At 64.6% G+C, this 23,069-nt stretch carries 15 protein-coding genes and 2 pseudogenes; 8 read left to right on the top strand and 9 right to left on the bottom strand.

Features of this window, described 5'->3' with window-relative positions:
• The 3 genes from AB0H61_RS26045 to AB0H61_RS26035 form a co-directional block, all read right to left on the bottom strand.
• A partial coding sequence (locus AB0H61_RS26045; RefSeq protein ID WP_357309253.1) for a condensation domain-containing protein occupies window positions 1-1,353 on the bottom strand: 1,353 nt, incomplete at its 3' end.
• Window positions 1,354-1,376: 23 nt separating this feature from the next.
• Window positions 1,377-3,077 carry a beta-ketoacyl synthase N-terminal-like domain-containing protein gene (locus AB0H61_RS26040; protein ID WP_357309250.1) on the bottom strand — a complete coding sequence of 567 codons (1,701 nt, stop codon included), beginning with the start codon at window positions 3,075-3,077 and terminating at the stop codon, window positions 1,377-1,379.
• 12 nt (window positions 3,078-3,089) lie between these two features.
• Window positions 3,090-9,350 carry a type I polyketide synthase gene (locus tag AB0H61_RS26035; RefSeq protein WP_357309247.1) on the bottom strand — a complete coding sequence of 2,087 codons (6,261 nt, stop codon included), beginning with the start codon at window positions 9,348-9,350 and terminating at the stop codon, window positions 3,090-3,092.
• A gap of 306 nt (window positions 9,351-9,656) precedes the next feature.
• On the opposite strand from AB0H61_RS26035, the gene AB0H61_RS26030 reads away from it, so the two are divergent.
• Entirely contained in the window at window positions 9,657-10,895 is a 1,239-nt protein-coding gene (locus AB0H61_RS26030; protein WP_357309244.1) for a KasA/KasB family beta-ketoacyl-ACP synthase, read from the top strand.
• Here the strand turns inward: AB0H61_RS26030 and AB0H61_RS26025 are convergent, their stop codons facing one another.
• Together AB0H61_RS26025 and AB0H61_RS26020 are read right to left on the bottom strand one after the other, a co-directional pair.
• Window positions 10,896-11,699, bottom strand: a complete 804-nt coding sequence (locus AB0H61_RS26025; RefSeq protein WP_357309241.1) for an AfsR/SARP family transcriptional regulator — start codon at window positions 11,697-11,699, stop codon at window positions 10,896-10,898.
• A gap of 181 nt (window positions 11,700-11,880) precedes the next feature.
• Window positions 11,881-12,843, bottom strand: a complete 963-nt coding sequence (locus tag AB0H61_RS26020; protein WP_357309238.1) for a helix-turn-helix domain-containing protein — start codon at window positions 12,841-12,843, stop codon at window positions 11,881-11,883.
• 115 nt (window positions 12,844-12,958) lie between these two features.
• On the opposite strand from AB0H61_RS26020, the gene AB0H61_RS26015 reads away from it, so the two are divergent.
• Window positions 12,959-13,255, top strand: a complete 297-nt coding sequence (locus tag AB0H61_RS26015) for an antibiotic biosynthesis monooxygenase (protein ID WP_357309235.1) — start codon at window positions 12,959-12,961, stop codon at window positions 13,253-13,255.
• Between the two features lie 620 nt (window positions 13,256-13,875).
• Here the strand turns inward: AB0H61_RS26015 and AB0H61_RS26010 are convergent.
• Window positions 13,876-14,619 carry a hypothetical protein gene (locus AB0H61_RS26010; protein WP_357309232.1) on the bottom strand — a complete coding sequence of 248 codons (744 nt, stop codon included), beginning with the start codon at window positions 14,617-14,619 and terminating at the stop codon, window positions 13,876-13,878.
• Window positions 14,620-14,700: 81 nt separating this feature from the next.
• Here AB0H61_RS26010 and AB0H61_RS26005 point away from each other — a divergent pair.
• The 3 genes and pseudogenes from AB0H61_RS26005 to AB0H61_RS25995 all read left to right on the top strand — a co-directional run.
• Window positions 14,701-14,919, top strand: a pseudogene (locus AB0H61_RS26005) (IS5/IS1182 family transposase); the annotation flags it as partial.
• Between the two features lie 172 nt (window positions 14,920-15,091).
• Window positions 15,092-16,057, top strand: coding sequence for a hypothetical protein (locus AB0H61_RS26000; protein ID WP_357309230.1), 966 nt, complete (start codon window positions 15,092-15,094; stop codon window positions 16,055-16,057).
• 90 nt (window positions 16,058-16,147) lie between these two features.
• The gene (locus AB0H61_RS25995) at window positions 16,148-17,482 is read left to right on the top strand and encodes a 2OG-Fe(II) oxygenase (protein WP_357309227.1); all 1,335 of its coding nucleotides are present in this window, start codon (window positions 16,148-16,150) and stop codon (window positions 17,480-17,482) included.
• Window positions 17,483-17,794: 312 nt separating this feature from the next.
• Here the strand turns inward: AB0H61_RS25995 and AB0H61_RS25990 are convergent, their stop codons facing one another.
• The gene (locus AB0H61_RS25990; RefSeq protein WP_357309224.1) at window positions 17,795-18,820 is read right to left on the bottom strand and encodes a DUF2278 family protein; all 1,026 of its coding nucleotides are present in this window, start codon (window positions 18,818-18,820) and stop codon (window positions 17,795-17,797) included.
• Between the two features lie 788 nt (window positions 18,821-19,608).
• On the opposite strand from AB0H61_RS25990, the gene AB0H61_RS25985 reads away from it, so the two are divergent.
• A complete protein-coding gene (locus AB0H61_RS25985) occupies window positions 19,609-19,785 on the top strand; it encodes a hypothetical protein (RefSeq protein ID WP_357309221.1) in 177 nt (58 codons plus the stop codon).
• 321 nt (window positions 19,786-20,106) lie between these two features.
• Here the strand turns inward: AB0H61_RS25985 and AB0H61_RS25980 are convergent.
• A pseudogene (locus AB0H61_RS25980) lies at window positions 20,107-20,312 on the bottom strand (integrase); the annotation flags it as partial.
• Window positions 20,313-20,411: 99 nt separating this feature from the next.
• Window positions 20,412-21,449: a hypothetical protein gene (locus AB0H61_RS25975; protein ID WP_357309218.1), complete on the bottom strand. Its 1,038-nt coding sequence runs from the start codon at window positions 21,447-21,449 to the stop codon at window positions 20,412-20,414.
• Window positions 21,450-22,061: 612 nt separating this feature from the next.
• Here AB0H61_RS25975 and AB0H61_RS25970 point away from each other — a divergent pair.
• Both AB0H61_RS25970 and AB0H61_RS25965 read left to right on the top strand, forming a co-directional pair.
• Window positions 22,062-22,271, top strand: coding sequence for a transposase (locus AB0H61_RS25970; protein WP_357309215.1), 210 nt, complete (start codon window positions 22,062-22,064; stop codon window positions 22,269-22,271).
• 181 nt (window positions 22,272-22,452) lie between these two features.
• Complete coding sequence (locus AB0H61_RS25965) at window positions 22,453-22,800, top strand: hypothetical protein (protein WP_357309213.1); 348 nt, start codon at window positions 22,453-22,455, stop codon at window positions 22,798-22,800.
• Window positions 22,801-23,069: the final 269 nt, after the last annotated feature.

The raw sequence follows: 23,069 nt of genomic DNA, 5'->3' as shown, positions 1-23,069 counted from the left end.
CACCACCGTATCGTTCCAAGCCCGCAAAACCTGCTGAGACTCCTCAACACTCAACAAATCCAAGCGCCCCACCGCAATCGCCGGATCGGCGACGAATCCTCGCAGGATCGCGGTCAGGACTTCCCCATACCTGCGCAAGTCCTCGGCACCATAGGCCAGACCATTCGCATCCACCTCGATACTCAGACTCTTGACATTGTGTCTGTCGTAGAAGACGGAAATGGCCAGGTCATCGACCGGTCCGAAGGACAGCGCATTGATTTGCACACCGAAATCGCCGAGATAGATCTCGTCATCGGAGAACGGGATGATGTTCAGCAATGGACCGAAGGGATTGCCCAGCAGGGTGCCCGGATTCCCGATCCGGCGAATATCGGCGAAGGGAAACCGCGCATGCCGGATGACTTGTCTCAGCTCCGCACCGAGCGTGCCGGCGATCTCCCCGATACCGAGGCCGGATCCGATATCGATCCGGATCGGCACGATATTCGACATCAGTCCGGGTGTCTGCCGGGCCGCACCGGTTCGGTTCGCCACCGCTAGGCGCATCATGAACTCGTCCCGGCCGGACATCCGATGCACCATCGCCGCAACGGCTGCCGCCAGCACTTCGGGCATCGACAGTCCACTGCTCTCGGCCGCCTGCAACAGGTCGTGCGCCTCGTCGGCAGCCAGCCGGACACTGTGCCGGATGGTGTGCGCCGCACCCGGTTCCGCGAGGCCGGAGAGCGCGACGGGACTCGGAAGGTCGGCGGTGTAAGACTCCCAGAACGCTCGATCGCGGGCAAAACGCCCCGACTCCCGGTACTTTCGCTCCGCCGCCTCGATGGTGTCCGCGCCCGCGAATCCCGAATCCGGTATCGACCGACCATGGGCCATCGCCGAATAGACGTCGGCGATACGACGCACAACCAACCCCAGCCCATATCCGTCGATCACGATGTGGTGGGCGATGGCGAACAGGAAATACCGGTCCTCGCCGAGTTTGATCGTGCCGCCGCGAAACAGGAGTTCACCGGCCAGATCGAACGGCAGGCGCAGACAGTCGTCCATATAGCGCTGGGCGCTGGCCAGGGGGTCCTCGGCACCGCTGACGTCGACGAACACCGGCCGCCAGCCGCGATCATCACGCGCGATGCGGCGTAGACCGCGAGCCTCCTCGGTGAAGTTCACGAAGAGCACATCGACTTCGGCGACCACCACCCGAAGGGCGGCCGCCAAGAGTGCTCGGTCCACGCAGCCGGTGACATCGATATAACCGGCGACATTGTTCGAAAGATCCGGTGCCAGCCGCTGGGCCCACCACAGCGCTTCCTGGACCGAGGAGATCGTGCTCGACGTTGCTTCGGACATATGAGACTCCATGCGGTATCCGCTCAGCTGGTAGAACCCAGCACGTACTCTTTCCGCTCCCACGGATAATTCGGCAGATCGGCGACCACCCGATCGAGAGGATTCGGCGATTCTGGTTCGGCGACAACCGAATACAACGACGACGCGTCCGTCAACGAGTGCAAGGCCGCCATGGCCGCGCGCCTGTCCCGCGCCGCGATTCGAGCACGCATACGGTGGTGCCGGCCGACTGCCGTCGCGGTGTAGCTGAACGCCGCGAAGTCGTGGTCGCTCATGTGGGCCAGATGTGTGTGATAGCGACGTGCGAGCTCACGCAGCGCGGTCGGCGTCTGCGCCCCGATCTCGAACCCGGTCACGGGCGCTCGATCCCGGGGCTGTTCCTCCGGCGCGGACCCGACGACCACGTGAGCATTGGTCCCGCTCATACCGAAGGAACTGACTCCCGCGAAGCGGCCGATATCGGAGGTCCATGGCGTGGGTTCGCTGGCGAACGCGATGGGCACCCGTGCCAGGTCGATTCGCGGATTGAGCGTGGTGAAATGCGCGAGCGGCGGTATCGTCCGCTGCTGCAGGCTCGCGATCACTTTCACCAGTCCGCCTATTCCGGCGGCGGCTTCCATGTGGCCGGTATTCGCTTTCAAGCTCCCTACGAACAGCTTTCGACCACCATTGCCGGTGAAAGCGGACGCGATCCCCGCGACCTCGATCGGGTCGCCCAGCGCGGTGCCGGTGCCATGGGCTTCGATCAACCCGATGTCGGCCACACCCAGCCCGGCGTCCTTCAAAGCGCGACCTATGACGTCGGCTTGCGCAGGGGCGGACGGCGCGGTGAGGGCGGCGGAGCGGGCATCCTGATTCACCGCCGAACCGACGATCACCGCGTGGATCCGATCGGCATCTCGCACGGCATCCGAGAGTCGTTTGACCACAATTGCCGCCGCCCCGTCGCTGCGCACGAAACCGTCCGCCCGTGCGTCGAATGCCCGGCACACACCCTGTCGCGACAGCGCGGTGGTGTAGTGCAGGAGCCGAGTCGTCCGGGGCGACAACACCAGGTTCACGCCCGCGACCAGCGCGGACGTGCATTCGCCGCGGCAGATTGCCTGCCGCGCCAGATGCAGCGCCACCAGCGACGACGAGCACGCGGTATCGATCGCGACCGCGGGCCCGGTCAGATTCAGGACGTGCGCGATCCGGCCCGCCGCGAAACAGTGCCCGGCTCCCGGTGCCAGGAAGGGCCCCTTGGCGGTGCCGAGCCAGTCGAGGTAATCGAAGGTGCTGATACCCACATAGACCCCGACCGGGTTCGACTGCCGACTATTGGGGACACAGGCGCCGTTTTCGAAGGCCTCCCACGCGACCTCCAGCAACAACCGATGCTGCGGATCCATGGCGCGGGCTTCTTGGGGTCCGATACTGAAGAACTTCGCGTCGAAGCCGAACACATCGCCGAGAAAGCCGCCACGTTGCGGCAAGCCCGCCCATTCCGCGGAAAACCGTTGCCGCCGTCGGTCCGGCAAGTCTCCGGTGAGATCGCGGCCTGTCGACAGTGCCTGCCACAGCGCGCCCAGATCGTCGATCTGGCCCGGAAATCGGAGCCCGATACCGACCACGGCGAGTGGCTGGTCGGCTGTGCGCTCGGCCAACTCACCTTTGAGCCGGTTGATCGTGGCGAGCGCACGGCTCATCGGCGTGACCGCGACGGGGCTGGCTGGTTCGATCATGCGCTGCGGCTCTCACCACGGCCGGGCAGCAGAAGCGGTGGCCTCGGCCGAAACCCGGTCACACAGCTCGGCTGCGATCGACCGCGGGACGGCGAACGTCCACAAGAATGTCGACGACAGGCGCAGACCGAACGTCGCCTCCATCCTGTTCCGTAACTCCAGGGCCATGAGCGAGTCCAATCCGGCGGACTTCAAGGGAGTTTCGTTCTCGATCAGCTCGATATCGAGCCGGAGCACCTGCGCTGTCAACTCGCGAACACGATGCAGGGCAAGGGCTATCCGTTCCGGTGGGGCCACGGCGAGCAACCGGTTCCGGAACTCGCTCGTCGGTGACGCGGCCGCGCCCTCGTCCGCGCCGCTCTGCCGCAGCTGCTGCCAGGCCGGCACGGCGGCGCAGAACGGGTATGCATCGAACCACCTGCGCACGTCGAACGGCGCGTACCCGTCCAGTGGTCGATCCGTATCGACCATCCGCAGCAGCGCCGTCCACGCCTGGTCGGCGTCGAAGCCCTGAATTCCGCGATCCGCGAGGCGGTCACCGCGATTCGACGCGGCGGCGGCGAGTCCGATGGCATCGAACGCTCCCCACCGCACGCTCAGGGCGGGTAATCCGCGCAGCCGCCGTGCCACCGCGAAGGCATCCAGATAGGCGTTCGCCGCGGCGTAGGCGGCCTGGCCTGGGTTGCCGACGAGCACAACCGCAGAAGAGAAGAGCACGAACAGATCGAGTGGCACACCGCGGGTGCACCGGTCGAGGATGACACAGCCGGCAGCCTTCGGTGCCGCCGCGCGCTCGATCTGCTCCGGGACCAGATTGCCGATCGTGGCGTCTTCCAGCATGCCCGCCAGATGGAACACACCCCGCAGCGGCGGTAGCTCCGCCCGGATCTCCTCGATCGCACACCGCATCGCGTCCTCGTCCGCGACATCGGCGGTGCGGCACTCGATTCGGGCGCCGCGACCACGCATCGCGGCAATGCGCTGCGGCACCTCGCCCGCCGGTCGCGATCGCCCCAGCAGAACGATCGTCCCGGCGCCATGGGTGATCAGAAAGTCTGCGAGTGAAAGACCGAGGGCACCGAGGCCTCCGGTGATCAGATAGGTCGCGTCGGCGTGAAACCGATTGCCGTCCCGTGGTTTCGGCGCTACTCCCCGCACGGCCCCTGGATCCGTGAGGACGATCTTGCCGAGGTGCTGTCCGGATCCGAGCATGCGCACCGCATCCCCGATCTCATCGAACGAGTAGCGCCGCCACGGAATGGGTTCCAGGGCACCCTCGGTAAGGTACTGCCACACTGTTCGCATCAGTCGTGCAAACAACTTCGGCCGCCGCTGCATCATCCCGTCCAAGTCGACCGCGGCGAGGCCGATACCCTTCCGGAACGGCGCGAGTGCGATGCGACGCCCCGCGTAGATGTCGCGCTTGCCGATCTCGATGAAACGTCCGTCCTCGGCAAGTGCTTCCAACCCCATCGGTATCGCGGCACCGGTCAGCGAATTCAAGACGACGTCGACGCCCCGGCCTCCGGTGATTTCGTAGAGTTCCGCTCCCCACGACAGCTCACGCGAATCCAGGACGTGCGCAATTCCGCTGGCGTGCAGGTACTCCCGCTTCTCGGGGCTACCCGCCGTCGCGATCACCTGCGCGCCGATCAGGCTGGCGATCTGCACAGCGGCCAGACCGACGCCGCCGGCCGCCGAATGGATCAGCACCGTCTCGCCTTTCCGCAGGCGCGCGAGGTCACACAGTCCGTACCACGCCGTGATCATGGCGATCGACACCGTGGCAGCGTCCTCGTCCGCCATGGTGTCGGCGAGCTTCCACGCATGCGCCGCCGGTGCGACGACGTGGGATCCGAGTGCGCCCATGGTGACCGCGACAACGCGATCGCCCGGCGCGAGCTCGCCACTATCTGGTCCCACGCGGGTGACACGGCCGGCGCATTCACCACCGAGCAGCAATCCTGTGCGCGAGCGGTCGGGATAAGTACCCATCACCTTCATCACATCGACGAAGTTGAGTCCCGCGGCAGCGACCTCGATTTCGATCTCGCCCGGACCGGGTGCGCGGCGCGGCATCGACCGGTACTCGGCGCCGTCCCAGTAGCCCGGCCGCGTGACCTCCAGCCGAAACGGCGTAGGCGGTGTCTGCCAGGCGACAGCGGGCAGCTCGAGCCGGGAACCGGCACCGTACCGGAGTCGGCCGACGAGTCGCCGGCCATTGCGAACCAGCAGTTGGTCATCGCTGTCGGCACGGTGGATCTCGCGCGCCACCTCCGGATAATCGTCGGCGGAGGCGACATCGAGCAGCCGCGGGCGCAGCTCCGGATGTTCGTTCTGCAGCACCCTGGTGAACCCCCAGAACATCGCGCTGCCGGGATCGGGGATGTCGCCGTCGGCACCGTAGTGCGCGCGCTGCGTCACCACCACCAACCGCGGCGGCGCCGCGAGCCGCAGGCATGCGCGCACTACGGTGGTGAGAGCCCATAGGCCTTGCCGGTATCGGTGCACACCGAGTTCCGGAGGCGTCGCCACGAACACGAGTTCCGTGCCACTCGCCGACCGCAGCGCCGCTGTGAGGTCGGGCAGCGGGTCGTCGTCCGCGACAACGATCGTCTCGACGGGCGCGCCCATGCCGAGTAAGGCGGTGGACAGCCGCGCGATCGCCGCGGCGGCTTCGCTCGGACCGCACAGCACGCAGGGCTGCGCGGATCGCGGCGGCGCAGCCGCCGCCGCTTCCTCGAAACGGAAGTCGAGCGTCCTCGTCGAGGGATCGGGATCGGGAGAGATCAGCTCCTGCAGGCGGATTCCGTACATCGCCAGCACCGGACGGCGCTCCGAATCGAACACCAGCACATCGCAGAACTCCGCTCGGCGCACCGCGTGTGCCCACGCCTTGGTGATGGGTTCGTCCGGCCGCCGCAGGAACACCACACGTTCGACGCCGACCGGAACGAGCGTCCGGGTTCCGGGATACAGCGCGAGCCCGGTCTGCAGGCACGCATCCCACAGGGCGACGTGCGGATGGATGCGCTCCGCGCTGGCCCGGCAGTTCCCTGGCAGCACGACTTCGGCCAACGCCTCCGCGCCGGTCCGGAACAAGCGGCGTATGCCCTGAAAGGAAGGACCGTACCGGAGTCCGCGTGCGGTGCTGGTCGCGTAGTGCTCCTCGGCCGGTCGTTGCGACGCCGCGAGCACGAGCTCCGGGAAGGGCGCGGCGACCTCCTCGCGCGGCTCGAACCACACACGGCCCGTAGCGTGTTCCAGCCACGACGACTCGTTCGCCGCCAACGAGTGCAGGGCGCAGCTCGCGCCGCCGGTGACATCCTCGCGCCAGGTGAGGGCGAGTTGGGTCGGCTCCTCGGTCAGCGTGAGTCCGGCGTGGAACACGATGCTGTCGAGTTCGGCGGGCGGCGCGCCGGTCCGCTCCACGGCCGCCTGCACCAGCAGAGCCAGCGATGCCACGCCCGGATACACGATTGCGTCGCCGACGCGGTGGTCCCGGAGCCACGGCTGGGCGACCAGGTTCAGTTCGATTCGGCCTTGCAGGACATCCTGTTCCACGACATCCGGGATCAGCACCAGGGTCTGTGCCAGCGACGATTCGAGCGGCCGCCGCGCCGGGCCCACCCAGTGCCGTCGTCGCTGCCACGGATAGTGCGGGATCGGCATATTCGACGTGCGGTCGAAGAACCCGAACGGCGTCAATCCGGAAACGTAGGCCCGGCCGAACGCCCGCACCAGATCCGTTGGTGTGGCCGCGCCCCGGTACAGCGTGGTAAGAACCGTCGAGTCCAGGTCGTGGTGTGCGGCCAGCTGCTCGATATCCGGTGTCAGCACCGGATGCGGGCTGATTTCGATACAGTGCGTGACCGATGAATTCACCAGCACATCCGCCATGACATCCGCGAAACGCACCGGGCGGCACAGATTGTCGACCCAGTACCGCGCGTCCAGGTCGGGGCCGCACACCAGCCGGCCGTCGACGGTCGAGTACATCGGTATCGTGGTCTCGCGGGCACCCACCGGGTCGAGCACCTGCATCAGGTCGGCGCGCAGTTCCTCCATCTGCGGACTGTGTGAGGCGTAGTCGACATTGACCAGTCGGCAGAATGTCCCCGAATCCTCGAGGATCTCCTTCAGCAGCAGCACCGCGTCGGTGCGGCCGGTCAGAACGCACGACGACGGACCATTGTGCGCGGCGAGGTGCACCGAGTCCTCGAAACCGGCGAGGGCCGAGAGTGCGTCCGGACGGCTCAGCTCGACTGCCAGCATCCGGCCGTGCCCGACGGTCCGGCGCGCGATGGCACTGCGGCTTGCCACGACGCGGGCCGCGTCATCGTAGGACAGCGCTCCGGCGATGGTGGCCGCCGCTATCTCACCCTGGCTGTGCCCGACCACGACTCCGGGTTCGATTCCGACCGCTCGCCACATCTCGGCCAGGGCGACCATGGTCGCCCACAGTGCCGGCTGCACCATCTCTATCCGATCGAGCCAGCCCTCGGCCAGGTCTCCGGACAGCACCGACCTCAGGTCCCACGGGTAGAAAGGCGCAAGACTGCCCGCGCACTTGTCGATGACCTCCCGGAACCTCGCGACCCCCATCAACTGCTTCGCCATTCCCGCCCACTGGCTGCCTTGGCCCGGAAACACGAACGCGATACCGCGATGATCAACGGCCCGTCCGGTTTCGATGGCATCGGTGTCCGGTTCGGAGTCATCGGCGTACCGTTGTAACGCACTCAGGAGAGAATCGCGGTCGGACACCACCATCGCCGCACGCAACCCGAGGTGATCACGTCGGTGTACGAGGGTGCTCGCCAGCGCCTCGACATCCGCGTGTGTCCGCTCGACAAACTCCGCGAGATCCCCGGCGCGCTGCCGCAGAGCCGCCGAGGTGTGCGCGGAAAAGGGCAACAACACCGGCAACCCGGACACCTCTCGCGCAGCCTTTCCGCCATCATGTGACGAGGGTGCACGCGTCAAGATAACGTGCGCGTTCGTGCCGCCGAGTCCGAAAGAGTTGACACCGAGGTAGACAGGTCCTCGCGCGGGTAGCTGGATGCGGTCGTGGGCGAACCGAAGGTTCAGTTCCTCGAAGGGAATCGCTGGATTCGGTTGCCCCGTAGGAAGACTCGCGGGAACGTAGCCGTGTTCGAGGGACAACAACGCCTTGAACACGCCGGGCATGGCCGCTGCGGCTTCGAGATGGCCGGTATTCGTCTTCACCGACCCGATCGGCAGCGGCGCGAGACCACGGCGCCGAGATCTACCGAGCACCAACCCGATAGCTGACGCCTCGATCGGATCTCCCCTGCTGGTCCCCGTACCATGCGCCTCGACATACGCGACCTGATCGATCGGCACGCCGGACGCGGTGTAGGCCCGTCGCAACAAGTCCTCTTGTGCAACGGGATTCGGCGTGAAGGCACTTTCCCCGCCGCCATCGTTGTTGACCTCGGTCCACACGATCAATCCGCGCACTCTGTCGCCGTCCCGGATCGCCCGGTCGAGTGTCTTGAGGTGCACCGCACCGACGCCCTCAGCACGGACGTAGCCATCGGCCGATCCGCTGAACGCATGGCACCGGCCGGTCGGCGACAGCGCGCCGAGATGTGTGAGCCCAACAGACGCGTCCGGGGTCAAGATCAGGTTCACTCCGCCGGCCAGCGCGGCATCGACCTCGCCGAGAATCAACGCCTGCCGTGCCACATGTAGTGCGACAAGCGAGGACGAACAGCCACTTGTCACAACGAAACTCGGCCCGGTGAGCCCGAGAAAATACGAAACCCGCGCCGCGATCATATCCAGTTCACAGCCCGCCAAGCTGTGCGGCGTAACCGGCACCCCGCGTTCTTTTCGCAGAATTTCATAGTCGTGCCACAGCGCACCGATATAGACACCGGTTCGTGTTCCGCGGATACTGGCCACCGGCGTTCCCGAATCCTCCAATGCGCACCAGGCTGTCTCGAGCATCAGCCGCTGCTGCGGATCCATGACTTCCGCTTCTCTCGGGGAAATTCCGAAGAAGGTGGCATCGAAAAGTGCCACGTCATCGATGAATCCGCCGGCCCGCTGAATTTCAAGTTCCGGATCCAAGCGGATACCACTGTCCCAGCGTTCGCCGGGAACCGGTCGAATCGCTTCACGACCATCGGCAAGGAGGCGCCAGAAACTGTCGACATCGGGTGCGCCAGGAAATCGTCCGGCCATTCCGATCACAGCTATGACCCTGGTCGGATCATCGTCGGCTTCGGGAACAGCAGAAGGCATGAATCCACCCCCGGGCAGGTACTGCGACCGCCCATTCATACAAACGTCGTCGACTGTACGATGAGCCGGTTCAACGATGGGCCAAATAGTACTGCGCGGTCGGGCGAAGATCAGCCTCTCCGAGCCGGGCTTCAGCGCGACGAAAGCGGCGGTTCAGCGCAGTTTCAGGCGCACTTCAGAAATGCCCTGGTATCGGCATATCATCGGACGATCTTTCGCCCTGTTTGTCGTCGCCGACAAAGATAGCCCCGGGAATTAGGAGCGAAAGGCATTGCCAGCAGCCGGAACCTGTCGCTTACCTGATTCATGCGTTCGACACCGAAAGGCCGGGCGGTCGTGGTCACCGGCATGGCCGCGATGACATCCCTCGCGAGCGACCTCGCGACGACTTGGCAAGGCCTGTTACACGGAGACAGCGGCATCGACGAGCTCGAAACCGATCTCGTCGACAGGTACCGGCTCCCGGTAACGATCGGCGGCAGACTGAAACAGCCGCCGCAAGCCCTGCTGACCCGTATCGAACGACGGCGATTGGCCTACACCGGGCGACTGGCACTTGCATTGGGGCGCATCGCATGGCAGGCGGCGGGCAGTCCCGGCGTGGACAACGATCGCCTCGCTGTCGCGATCGGCACGGCGCTCGGCGATGCCGACGTAATCGTCGACGCTACCGACAGTCTGGAAACAGGTGGGTACCGGAAGGTTTCGCCCCTTGCGGTCCAAAGGATGATGCCCAATGGCGCGGCCGCTGCGGTAGGACTGGAGCTGGGCGCCCGTGCCGGCATACATACGCCGGTATCCGCGTGCGCTTCCGGTGCGGAGGCTATCGCGCACGCCTGGCGAATGATTGCCTGCGATGAAGCAGATATCGTCGTTGCGGGCGGAGTCGAAAAGAGTTTCGGTGCCGTACCCCTCGCCGCGTTCGCCGTGATGCGAGCGTTGAGCACCCGAGCGGGCGACCCGCGCACCGCCTCACGTCCATTCGATCGAGATCGTGACGGGTTCGTTCTCGGCGAGGCGGGCGCACTCCTCGTCCTCGAGAACGAAACTCACGCGAAGGCCCGCGGCGCAACGATTCAGGCCCGCCTACTCGGTGCGGGAATCACCTCCGACTCATACAACACGGTCGCACCGGATCCCAGCGGTACCTATGCCGCGCAAGCCATGGCCAAAGCCTTGCGGACAGCGGGGGTGGCACGGTCCGATATCGGACACGTCAACGCACATGCCACCGCGACACAAGTGGGCGACCTCGCGGAGGCAAGGGCAATCAGCACAGCGATCGGGACCAATGCTTCGATATACGCGCCGAAATGCGCGATCGGCCATGCGCTCGGTGCCTCCGGAGCGGTCGAAGCCGCGCTCACCGTACTCAGCATTCGCGATCAGATAGTCCCCCCGACATTGAACTTGGAGCATCAGGATCCGCAAGTCGACCTGGATATCGTGCACGGCACGCCACGCCCCGGCTTCATAGAGGTGGCATTGAAGAATTCCTTCGGCTTCGGCGGACACAATGTCTGCCTGGCCTTCGGCCGTGGGTGATCAATCAGTTACTCGGCGTTCCGCGATCGGCGCGGGGAATCCGAGAATCAGCCGCCGATCATCCAGACTCGAATCGTCTTCCAGGATCTGGCGTTGCAGAGCCTTCAGATCTCTGTTCGGCTCGATCCCATGATTGGCAACCAGATTGCTTCGCAGCTCTGTGAAAACCTCTAGCGCTTCGGCTGATCGGCCCGATCGGTGCAACGCAAGCATCAGGTATCCCCACAGCGTCTGCCGGTTCGCGTTCTGCGCCGCCAGGGCGTACAGCTCGGGAACAAGTGCCTGATGTCGCCCCAGTCGCAGATCTATTTCGATTCTGCGTTGTTGTGCGTTCGCCCGATGCTCGTCCTGCACCTTGGCGATCTGTTCGAGCCATGTCGTCTGGCGCACATCCGCGAATGTGGGCCCCGTCCACAGGTCGAGGTATTCATCCAGGTGCAGCGATGCCTCGGACAAGTCGCCGCGCGCCTCCGCAGCCATTGCCCGGAATCTGAATGTGCGCGCTTGTGAAATATCACAACGATGATCCGACAGCGAGAGGACATACCCCGGATGACGCGTCTCGATCAGCCCGGATTGTCCTTGAAAATGCTTGCGCAGTTGCGAGATATAGACCTGAAGCGCGCTGCCCGCCGTCCTCGGTGATTCGTTCCACAGCCCTTTGATGAGCTGATCGCTCGATACCACCGTGCCGGCACTGTCGATGAGCAAGGCCAGCAACATCCGCAGCTTCAACGGACGTGGCGTCCGATCACTTCCGTCATCGTGTCGCACACGGATCGGCCCAAGTACGTTGAAGTCCACGCTATCAACCCCAATGCGCATGTAACGCAGGACGATACCGGAACTGTCCCAGATTGGAGTCGCACTCTGTATATGAGAATTCACGCTGTGGATCCGCGACACGGATTCCGCGGAGATGCCGGTCGCCAGCCTCGATCTTTCGCCTCGCCTGCGGCCCGGCGTGATCGGGTGACATCGATTCTCACGGCGAGATTCCGCGCAGGTCGGTTGTGGTTCTACCGGTGCGCTCGCGCAGGAGGACTCTGAGCGTGTTGGGGTGTTCGTAGCCGACACGGCGAGCGATGACTTCCAGGGATAGGTCGGTCGTGCGGAGCAGGTGGGATGCCTGTTCGATGCGGAGGTCTTGGATGAAGCGAATGGGTGAGGTGCCAATTGTGCGTTGGATGCAGCGCTGCAGGGTGCGGAGGCTGACGCCCAGGGACTTCGCGGCGTCAGGAATGCCGATCGGATCGGCCAGATGTTCCCGGACCCACTGTTCGAATGCCGCCGCCACAGGATCGTTTTGGGCCAGGGCGCTCGGAATCGTATAGACCGACTGCGATGGCCGTTCATCGATCACCAGATAGCGGGCGACCAGGTCGGCGAGTGTCGGGCTGTGGAGGCGAACGATGGCCAGTGCGAGATCGACGTGGCCGAATGCCGCTCCGGCAGTGGTGATTCCGTCGCCGGAGACAACCATCCGGCTTTGGTCCAAGTCGACCGCGGGATATCTGGCGCGAAAGATGGGTGCCAACCACCAGCTCGTCGTCGCCCGGCGGCCGTCCAGGATTCCGGCCTCCGCCAGGAGGAACGACCCGGTACACGCCGACGCGATCGGCGTGCCGCACTTATATGTATCGACGATCAACTGGCGGACCGAAATGAGGTCGATACCGCCGACCCGGTCGAGCAGCGCCTCGGGTCGCCGCTCGGCCAGCGCCGGAACGATCAGCAGATCCGACTTCTCGATGCGCTCGATCGGCTCGGTGGCCACGAGATGACCTGCGCCCGTGCGGATCTGCGGTTCGAAACCAATGGTCGTCACGTTCCAGGTCGGCGGATCCGGGACGTCATGCGCCATGGCATTGGCACCATCGAGCACGTCGAGGATGGCCGCAAGTCCGGAGTCGAACACGCCGTCGTAAACCAGAACCGACACCTCCATGACGTAAACGCTATCATTAGCGTCGTATATGCCACTGATGTGCGCGATTTGCCGGACGTAGCTTTAGCGTGTGCCGGAAAGCCCGGCGGTCATACCGGAAAGGGAGCCACCCACCATGAAGCTCGGACTGCTCGCCCGAATCGAAGCCAAGCCGGAACATGCCGACAAGGTCGAGGCACTGCTGCGCGACGCCGCCGCACTGGCCGAGCAGGAGCCACACACCATCACCTGGTACTCGTTCCGTCAGGACGCCGTCACCTTCGGCGTCTTCGACACCTTCGCCGATGAGCAGGGCCGAAAAGAGCACCTCGAGGGGCAGATCGCCGCCGCCCTCGTCGGCGTCGCCGACACCCTCCTGGCCGCACCCCCGGTCATCATCCCGGTCGATCTGCTCGGCACCAAAGTCCGCTGACCCGAAGGAGATCCGGGATCACACCGTCGACTAGACGGAGATGACGAAGGCCCGGTCCGTGTGGACCGGGCCTTTCGGATATCTGCTGGGTCGGCCGAGGTCGCTCGGATCATCGGCAAATACACCGGAGGGGGCTACCATCGCGCAACTGAAGGCGGAGCGTGACGCGGCCGAGCGGACAGTGGCAAAGGTGTTGCGGGAAGCAGAACGAGGAACTGGGAATTCACGGCCACCTGTCGCGAGGGCTGAATGTGGCAATGCCACAGCGCGCTCGCGCAGGCGAACAGATCTCGGAAAGTGCGGCGACCACGGTAGGGACATCGGCGGTCTTCGCGCGCCGCAGGGCAGTAATCGCGACCACGGCTATCGCCAGCCATCCCAGCATGCGCGGAACCTGGACTGAGAACACCCATCCTCCTGCGGCAGCGGCGGCCGGAACCGAGGGGTCGTGCCGGGTCGCATGCGCCAGAACGCACTCCCATAGCCGCTGATCGCTTATTTACCAGTGATTCCTGGGCAGGCTGAGGCATCAATGTACTGCGGGGTCGGTGTGAGTCTGGTCAAGGTCACCAGGAGAAGTCGAATCAGCCGGAGAACCCCGGGGCTCGAGGCGGATACCCTTAGAGCTGAGGCGACTTGATCACAACGCACGGCGTCGTCAGCAGGGCGGAATCGGTTACGAGTCCGGAAGCGATCAGAGCCGCTGCGGCCAGATTCAGGACATGGGTGTCGGCGATGTCCGATCGGATACCGCCGGTGCGGGCGCGGCGTTCGAACTCCTCGGCCGCTGCTCGCGCATCGGAGATGTGCGGGTCGGTGGCAGCGCGATCTTTGGAACCGGCCGACACGAATGCCTCCCAGATCAGCAAATCGAGTGAGCCATCGAGCAGACCGGGCGCATCTACCCCGGCCCGTATCGGGCGCTCGAGCATCCCGGCGAACCTGTGCACAACATAGGAGGCCTGCTGCACACCGAACGCAAGCGCGATGGTTCCCGCGCCAGCACACCAGGGACGCCCAGCCTCACCGACTCGCTGGCGCCCGAGCCCCCCAACTGTCGTGGGGTTCGGGATGAACAGGGGTGCTTCGAATCCCAGCGCGACCGACCGGCCTTCGTCGAGGTCGGCCGCGAGACCGGCGACGAGGTCGTCCAAATCGCGTCCGCCACACGCGTCGGTTCCGGCGATTCGCCACCAGCCGATGTTCGCCAGCTTGCCGACATCAACCGCGGCGACGACAAGATTGTCAGGCGACATGACAGCACCATAGTTCGGGTTCCGGGCACCCACCTGTCGGTCGGTTGCCGCATTCTGTGGACATGGCAATCTCGTTGAGCGGATCGGTCGCTTCGTGCCCTTCGCCAACCTACCGGCGAGCGACGATGTCATCACGACCAAGGGCACTCTAAGGCACACCGATGCAGCCCAGCGCGTCCATTTCCAATGGGCGAGAAGGCACCAATCCAGGCCGCTTGGCGCTGGCATATCGAGCGCATGAACCCTTAGCACAACGCGTTCAACCGCCTTCAACGCTGCTACGAGCGCCGCGAGGTCGTCACCGACGCATTCCTCGACCTCGCCGACGCGATCATCACCGTGCGTAGCCTGATCCGGAAAGCGTGGATCCTCCACCGATGGGACACCCGATCAGCACGCCGCCCATGAAGATCGTGGAACTGCGCGAGTCTTACAGACGAATTCGTTCATGGGCGCAACCCGAAGGCCAGCAACCGAAACCACCGGCAACACGCGTCAACCGATCCCTCCGAACCAACATGGCAACAGCACAGCCCGTCGGATACCCCATTCGACACCAACCACCTATTGTCTCCATACTGTGGTGATCAAGGTGACGTTGGGCCTCTATTCGCATGATCGAACACATAAGCGACCGTTCTGGATCGGGGTCTTACTAGGGGCAGTTGTGCTCCTTCTTGCTTGCGTCGGTCGAGCGGGGGTGTCCTCAGCGCAGAACCTGGAGACGATCCAAGAGATCGCGGCTCCTCCCACCTATGCCGGAACCGTGGACAACAGCGCCGACTGTAAGCGGCAGTATCAGACCCGCGGATTCGAGCCGAAACCTGCTGGCGCCGAACGCTATCCGTTGTTTCTCTACTTCGTCGGCACTAATATCGGCAAGGATACCGAGACCGAACGCCGCGAGAACGCGCCGGCAGCGGACGCCGTGACCGAGTCGATGGCCCGCCGCGGCTTCGTCGCGCTCACGATCGAGTACGACAACAGCCTGCTGGCATTGTTCAGCGATCACGGCAATCAATCCCGTTGCCTGTTCGCGAACCAGGAGCCTCGCAGTCTGCTCAACGTCGCCTGCGCACTCGGCAATGTCGACTGCGACTTGGGTATTGCGGCCTGGGGGCACAGCCAGGGCGGCGCTGTCGCCCACCTCGCTCCGAATCACGACCCGCGGGTACGCGCTGTGTGGGCTACTGGCTACGGAGGCGATATGTCGTCGGTACTTCCGAAGAACCGCCTGCGCGTTCTCGCTGGCGAGAAAGAGGACAACGGCAGGGCCAGCGTGCTCAACAAGACCGCCGGTTTCACCTCGGCCGAATGCCCTGACGATGGCCGCAGTCAATGCTTGCGCGGCGACGGCAGTGGCTGGGTGATCGTACGGAAAGCCGACGTCGAGACCAGCGCCGATCACTGCTGGTTCTACCGACGCTCATGCTCGGACTCCGAGGGCTTTCTCGAGCCGAGTTGGATCGATCGGAAATCGACAAGGCCCTATGCGATCGAGCCGAACGCCGATTGGGTGGCCCAGACCGCGCGCAAGCCGTTGTGAAATTGCGGTCGGTCGCAGTAAGACCACTGAGAGGATGCCCGCGAACGTTGTCGAACTTGGGAGAAGTGCATGACGGACAAGACTTTACGGGTGATCGGCGAGCTCATGGGTTCGGTGCCGTCGGCGGGTTCATTTGCTGTGCGTCGGACGGGGTCGGCGGAGAACCTGGTGATCGAGGTAGATGGGGTGGGGCCGATCCGGTTGCCGGTGACGCCGACTCAGGCGCGGCGACTGTGCGAGGTCGCGCGGCCGGCGCGGTACGGTCTGCGCGAGCAGACCCTATTGGACGCGAATGTGCGTGACACATGGGAGGTTCCGCGGGACCGGGTAACGGTCGACGAGCGGCAGTGGCGCGAAACGTTGCTGCCCATGCTGGACATACTGCGGGCCGAGCTAGGTCTGGCGCCGGACTGCGAGTTGTCGGCGGAGCTGCATTCGATGCTGGTGTATGAGTCGGGACAATTCTTTCAGCGCCATCAGGATTCGGAGAAGGCCGACGGCATGATCGGCACGTTGGTGGTGACTCTGCCTTCGGCGTTCACCGGTGGGGAGCTGGTGATCGAGCAGCAGGGGACGAAGGTCACCGACCAGGGTTCGCCGGAGGAGCTGTCCTTCGTCGCGTTCTATGGCGACTGCGAGCACGAGGTGCTGCCGGTCACCGACGGTTTCCGGATCACGCTGACCTACAACCTGGTGGCGAAGGGGCGTACCGGCCCGGACGCCGACGCTTTCGCCATGCATCCGTCGGTCGCGTTACTAGCCGAGCAGTTGCGCGCGCATTTCACCACACCGATGGAATTGTCGATGTGGTCTGGCCACGGCCAGCCGGTGAAACGCCCACCTCATCAACTCGTATACCTGCTGGATCATCAGTATTCCCAGCGCGGAATAGGGTGGGATCAGCTCAAGGGCGGCGATGCTGCCCGTGCGGGGATGATGCTCGCGGCGGCCGACATCGCGGGATATGACATGTCGCTGGCGCTCGCGGAGGTCGAGGATTCCTACGAGGAGGACTACACCTCGTGGATGGGGATCTATCGTCAGCGTTGGGAGCGCGTTGAGGACGGCTGGAAATGCGTCGAAAGCACTGACATGGAGTTCGATGAAGACGGGGAAATGGTGGAGCCTGTGGCCGATGACCCCGCGAGCCTTCCGGTGCGCTCCAGCCTTCCTTTGGTCCCGGAATCGGAAGATCTCGGCGAGCTGCGCTGGTCGACCGTCACATTGACGTGGCTGATCAACAGGTCAGGGGCGGCCGGCGAGCCCGCTGTGCGGGAGGTCCGGGATGGGGAGTTGTGTACGGGCGAATCGAAGTCGACGCTGGAGCCGTTCGCGTCGGAAATCGAGGGTTACATGGGCAATGAAGGAAACACCGCCAATTTCTGGTACAAGCGTGCGGCGATCATCATCCGGCCCCGTCAGTAGAACGGCCTGGCAAGCAATCCCCGGCGTCAACGTTCGACGCGAGACGACTTGTCAGCCACGGGCTGGCGAGTCGGCGGGTTGCCTCTGCCGCTGTTTGATCGGGGCGAGTCAGGTCAAAGGAACACCGCGACTACACCAGCGACAACGTTCATACCTGGCTGCAGTCACTGGCTCGGTGTCTGCAGGCAGCGCAGCGACAGCGGAGGTGACGGCGGCAAGTCAGCCAACTCACACGATCATGAAGTCCGGAGGGAGTACTCACTGAACCGAGCGGACTCGTCGCCTGGACCGGTCAGTTCATAGTCCCGGCGTTCAGCGCTGGAAACGCACGTATCGGTCGGTCGCTTTGCCGTCCTCGGCAGAATAGGTGACGCTGTCCATCTGGGTGTGGTCATCGCGCAGGATCAGGTTGCCGCCGTTGTTGCCGAGTTGCACACCTGTGCCGTCCAGCACGATCACGGCGGACGCGCCGCCGGGAATCTCTGTGTCCAAGATCGTAATTCGGTCGTTGCGGTCTACCAGCTGCCATCCGCGTAACGACACGGTCGTGGTGGCGAGGTTGCCGACGACGACAGCTTCCCGGCCCGGGTCGGCGCCGACCGGGTTTATCAGTGCTCGTTCCAGGTACACCGTGGAAGTGGTCACCGGGGTGCCGGGCCGTGCACCGATGATCTGTGACAGTGGTTTGGCACCCGGCGCTGCCGCGCCGACGGCGTCGGTCGGGATGCGTTGGGTCTGAAAGGCCAACGCCAGTGCCACAACCCGGTCCGGGAACGACAGCAGCAGTCCTCCATCGTGAAATGCACCGTTGTCGTCGGCGTGCCTGCCGACATTGCCCTGGTTGAGGTGGATGTTGTGAATACCGTGCAGGCCGTCGGTGTTCCCGAATTCGACGTCGATGGGCTTGTGCAGGTTGCGGTCGAACTTGGCGCCGAAGGCGTAGAGCTCTCCCCCGCTCGTCTTGCACTGTTCAAGGTACAAGGTCAGCAGGTCTTGCAGATCGTCGGCGTTGGCGCTGCCGCTGGGCGGCAGGGACCGGCCCGACGTCCAGTCGAACAGCGGGGCCTTCACGAAATCCAGCGACGCCGCGGAGTTGGCGGCGGTTGGCGTGAAGCCCGACGGTGCAGCCGCCAGCGAGCCGAGGATGGGGTGCCCAATCAGTGGGTCGACCACCCAGAAGACGACCTCGCTGCCATCACTGGACTCCACATTGACCGCGACGCGCCACGGCTGTCCGGTTTCGTCGAGCGCCCTGATCTGTAGGTGCGGGGTGGCTTCGCCATCTTCGCGCTTGGCCCTGTCAATTTCGGCCCGCAGGAGACCGTACTGGAATGCCATGGAAACTCCTTATTTTCCTGATCACGAAGCGCGCGACTCCGACCGCATCAGCATCGTTCGTCGCGCGCAAGCTGTAGTGCTGGGTGCCATTTCCCCGCGACCGAATCGACAGCTTCGGGCTGCCGGTCCTCTCGAGCCGCACGGTTCCGGCAACCTGTAGCAGCTCTGCCGGGGGCGGGGTTCCGATACCGACTGCTGCCGACGAGAGCGCAAGCGAACTGCTGTTTCCCCCCGCATCCTCGACGGTTTGAGGGACCGCGTTCAACGCCTGGTCGACCTCGAGATCCACCGTGCTTATCACTCCCTTCGAAATGCGAGCCTCGAATCAATTTTGGGAGCGAAGTGAATCCAGCGCATGAGCAGTCGACTACCTGTCTCCGACCACTTCCCTTGATAACTTCCGCAAGGCAATGGTGCCCGCCGCTTGGCCCCTTCTTCGTCGAGTACACGTCGGTGACGCATCTTCGCGGGTTGCCGGTTGAGTCCCGCCGCCCAGCGGATGATCTCGGAGTCGAAACGCCATCGGAGGGGGATCCTCGAGCGGACGGTGGTCCCGTCAACGGGATGCGGTCGAGGACACACGTAGTCGACTACGCGCAAACGCCGAAAGGTGTCTACCTGCGCCTGAACCACAACTTCACAGCCAGCCGGCGCCAAAGCCCACCAAGCGATGGTCGAGCAGCAGCGTCCACCACGGCACCGCTGGCGCGATCGGCCCCGACGACTACCTCACTCCCACCACCGTGGCCGGAGCAAGTTCGGCGCAGGCCGATGAACCCGTCCCCCGTGTGCCCAACGAGATCATCCCGATCGATCTCAACCTGCTGGGATACTCCCTCGGCGCTGGGCTCGGCGTGGACCTTGTGCATGCCCTCACAAGCAGCGGTTCCAGTTCCAACGCCAGCATTACCTCCGGCGCCAACAATCACGCAGCTGAATCCCATCGATTCTCGTCGAAGATGTGAGATTTTGGTGAGGCCTCGGCCCGCGAAGCTGAGCCACCGGCAGTACTCGACCGGATGAATGCAAAGGTTGAACTACTGGGCCAGCTTGCAGGTTCGGGTCGACGATCACCAACTGTCAACCGGGGATCGGCATGCACGTCCGAATGCCTTCAGGCGCACCGGCGGACGGACTGCACCTGCCACGGCAAGGAGGGTGCCGTGGGCTCCGTCAACACCAAGTGACCGAGCCCAGATTCGGGCTCAGTCATGTCCGGTGTCAGCGAATCTGAGCCGTGGCCAATGGATCTGAGCCACCTCGACCTGTTGCCGGCCAACTTCGCTGCCGTGGTCGAACATGATGATCTCCGGCGCGATCACCTGCCATGCCGCGGCACTCGCCGAACGCTGGTCAGGCTGCGGTGCGGCAGGGACGACCGCACCATACACAACGCAGCGTTCCCGCACGGCCGCATCGGCTCCGGCGTCGATGCTCGCGCCAGCAGCAGCGCCGCATCGATAGACGTCGTCGGACGCAGCACCACCGCGGCACGCTGTCCCGCTCTCGATCCGTATCCTCCCGGTACAGCCGTCCTACAGGCGCACCATCGCGCACCACCCGCGCGGACACGATCGCCAACGTCGCGAAATCACCGAACCACAGCTGTTCCAGACGCCGCTGCTGCACGAATGATCTCCGGAGCACCGAGCTGCACCCGCACCCGCAGCACCGTCCCATCCGCCGCGACATCGCGGTACACCGGAAACGCGCCGTCACCCCAACTGGTAAACCAGCCGGTCATCCGCGCACCACCGACATCGATCGACCCCGACTCGGTCGATGAACTGCGCATCTGCCCAAGCACTCGAAAGTGGTCGTCGTGCGGACGCAGATCGATCGCGAAGCGCAACCCTTCCGCCCGCAGCGACTCCAGCTCCCCGTAGCGCACCTGCAACTCGTCCAAGGTGAGGTCGGTCCAGGTGAATTCGCTGTCCGCGGTGTCCGGTGCGGGCGCGATACGGTCGGCGACGACATTCGCATCACGGCCCCAGAACGCGACATCGAAGAGACCGTCGTTCGGATCGTCGTTGCGCCAGCTATTCAACGCGGCGGCGTCGGCAAACAGCAGACGCGCTTCGTCGACCAGCACATACCCGCACTCGACCGACTCGACCGGGGTTCCCTCAGCGCATTCCACCCACACCGACTGCCACTTGCCGTGGTCCGGCCCGTCCGGATCCATCCGTTCACCCAGCACCCGCAATGGACCGGCGGGTACACCTCGCACCGCCACCCCCCAACCGCCGTGGAACGGGACCTCGACCCCACCTGGCAGGTCGTCGAGCAGACGCAACACCCGCTGATAATGCGGCATCCGCGGCACCTGACGGACGGTCGCGTCGAGCCCAGCGCGCTCGACCGCATCGACAACAGGATGTCCGTCCGGCAGGTCGAACGCGTACCTGCCCTTGACTACGGCCAGGTCCAACCGTGCGGCAACGGCATCGGCGTCCGGGCCGACGATTTCGAAGTCCGCCGCAGCGTTGGCCCGCGCCACGATTTCGGGCGGCGCGATCGCCGCACCCAACAGCGGCGGCTGATCACCGCACCACATCCTGAGCAGTCCGAAGTCGATCAGCAACAGATCACCCGACGGGAACGAAGCGGTACCCAGCAGCTCCAGCATTGCGCCATCTTGCCAGCCGCATCGATACGTGGTTTCAACATGGCGGGCATCCCGACGCCGATCACGCCACCCGATCCAGCGAACAGCATTCAGCGCTCACGAGCTCGCGCGACCACCAGCTGGTCAGGGGCCACAACTCACACAGACCGCCCCACCCCGCGGCGGCGGGCCTGGCGGGTCGCCTGACACTCACTCAATCCACAGGTCTTGGCATTCCTCCGGTCGTGTGAGTGCTCGGTGCTGATCCGCGGATTCCGCTGCTGCTGACCAGGACTGCGAATATCGGCGTGTCCCGACCCCACTCGGCGTCTCGCACACATGCGCCGCGAACCTGGCCCCCGCCTGAGGCGGCCAACTGAGCTTCGCAAACCCGCTTCTTGCTTCGCACCGCCAGCAGTTGACTGGTGGGGATGCGAAACGACAAGAGGATGTGCGAACAGAGCCGCGGGCGGGTTTGCGCCCGCGGCTGCCATCCGGGATCAGAAGATGCCGGGGTTGGGGTTGTAGGCGAAGAAGCTGAAGATCAGTGCCAGAAAGTCCATCTCATCCCATCCTGCGTGTGAACGACGCGCAATGTTAGCGCGATGATCGGGCAAACGGGGTGGAATCTCGATGAGCGGGCCGGGAAACATGCTCGCGACGGCCGCTATCGGCCCGGTCGAAATCGATAAACAGCTGGTCCTCGACCGCGGCTCCACCTTGATGGACCTGCACGGCGTCGGGCCGTCGGGCGCTGCGAAGCTGCTGGCCGACATCGGCGACGTCCATCGTTTCGTTTGCCGGGACCGGTTCGCGTCTTGGATTGGCGCGCACTGTCGATAGCGCACGGAGATGGTCAGCTCTTCGACAGTCGGCGCGACGGCCGGACGGCCGGTCCCGTCGGCGCTCGCCACCATCACGAGGGGCGGCGACAGCACGCTGCTGATCACCGGCGAAAGCAAATGCGCGCAGTCGCCAGTCCATGACCGCGCGGAAGTGCTCGGCGTCCTCATAGAGTGCGGTCATGGATGAGATCCCCTGGTTCGAGTACGACGAGAACGACCTGGACACCACGCAACGCGCGTTCGTGGATGTTCTGGCCGAACACGCAAACTCCTGGCAGGTGGACCCGCTCGACACAGTCGTGCTGCCATCGGCGCACACCGTCAACGGCCAGCTGGTCGTCTATCTGGATATCGGTGAACCGCAACGCAACCAGGGAGTCCTGACCGTGGGTGCCCACTTCGACGGCTCCCTCGTCCGTGGGGCGAACTACATAACCAGGACCTCACCATCCAAGAGACCGCGAGCTTCGAAGCCGCAGGCGAGCCTACCGAGCTGGCGAACCGAGCGGCAGAGTGGTTCGAGGTAGTCCTCGCGCGACCTCTGGTTCGCTGCGAATGGCATCACGCGGGAAGGATGTACGCGGTCCGCTACGAGTACGCGGATACGGGGCGAAGCCTCTGTGAGGGTTTCGAAGACTCACTGGCACCCCGCCCACTGCTGAAGAGACTGGCCGCAGACGGCGTGATCCGAGGTAAGGGCCAGATCAGCCATGCTGGCCTGGGCCGACCAGACGTGATCGCACATGTCCGAGGCGTCCGCCCCGATCAGTAGTAAAGGCGCATGCCCATCGGCACT

Source organism: Nocardia sp. NPDC050710, from assembly GCF_040654375.1.
Taxonomy (GTDB): domain Bacteria; phylum Actinomycetota; class Actinomycetes; order Mycobacteriales; family Mycobacteriaceae; genus Nocardia.
The sequence above is the reverse complement of the archived record's forward strand: the minus strand, read 5'-3'. Positions and strand labels throughout refer to the sequence as shown.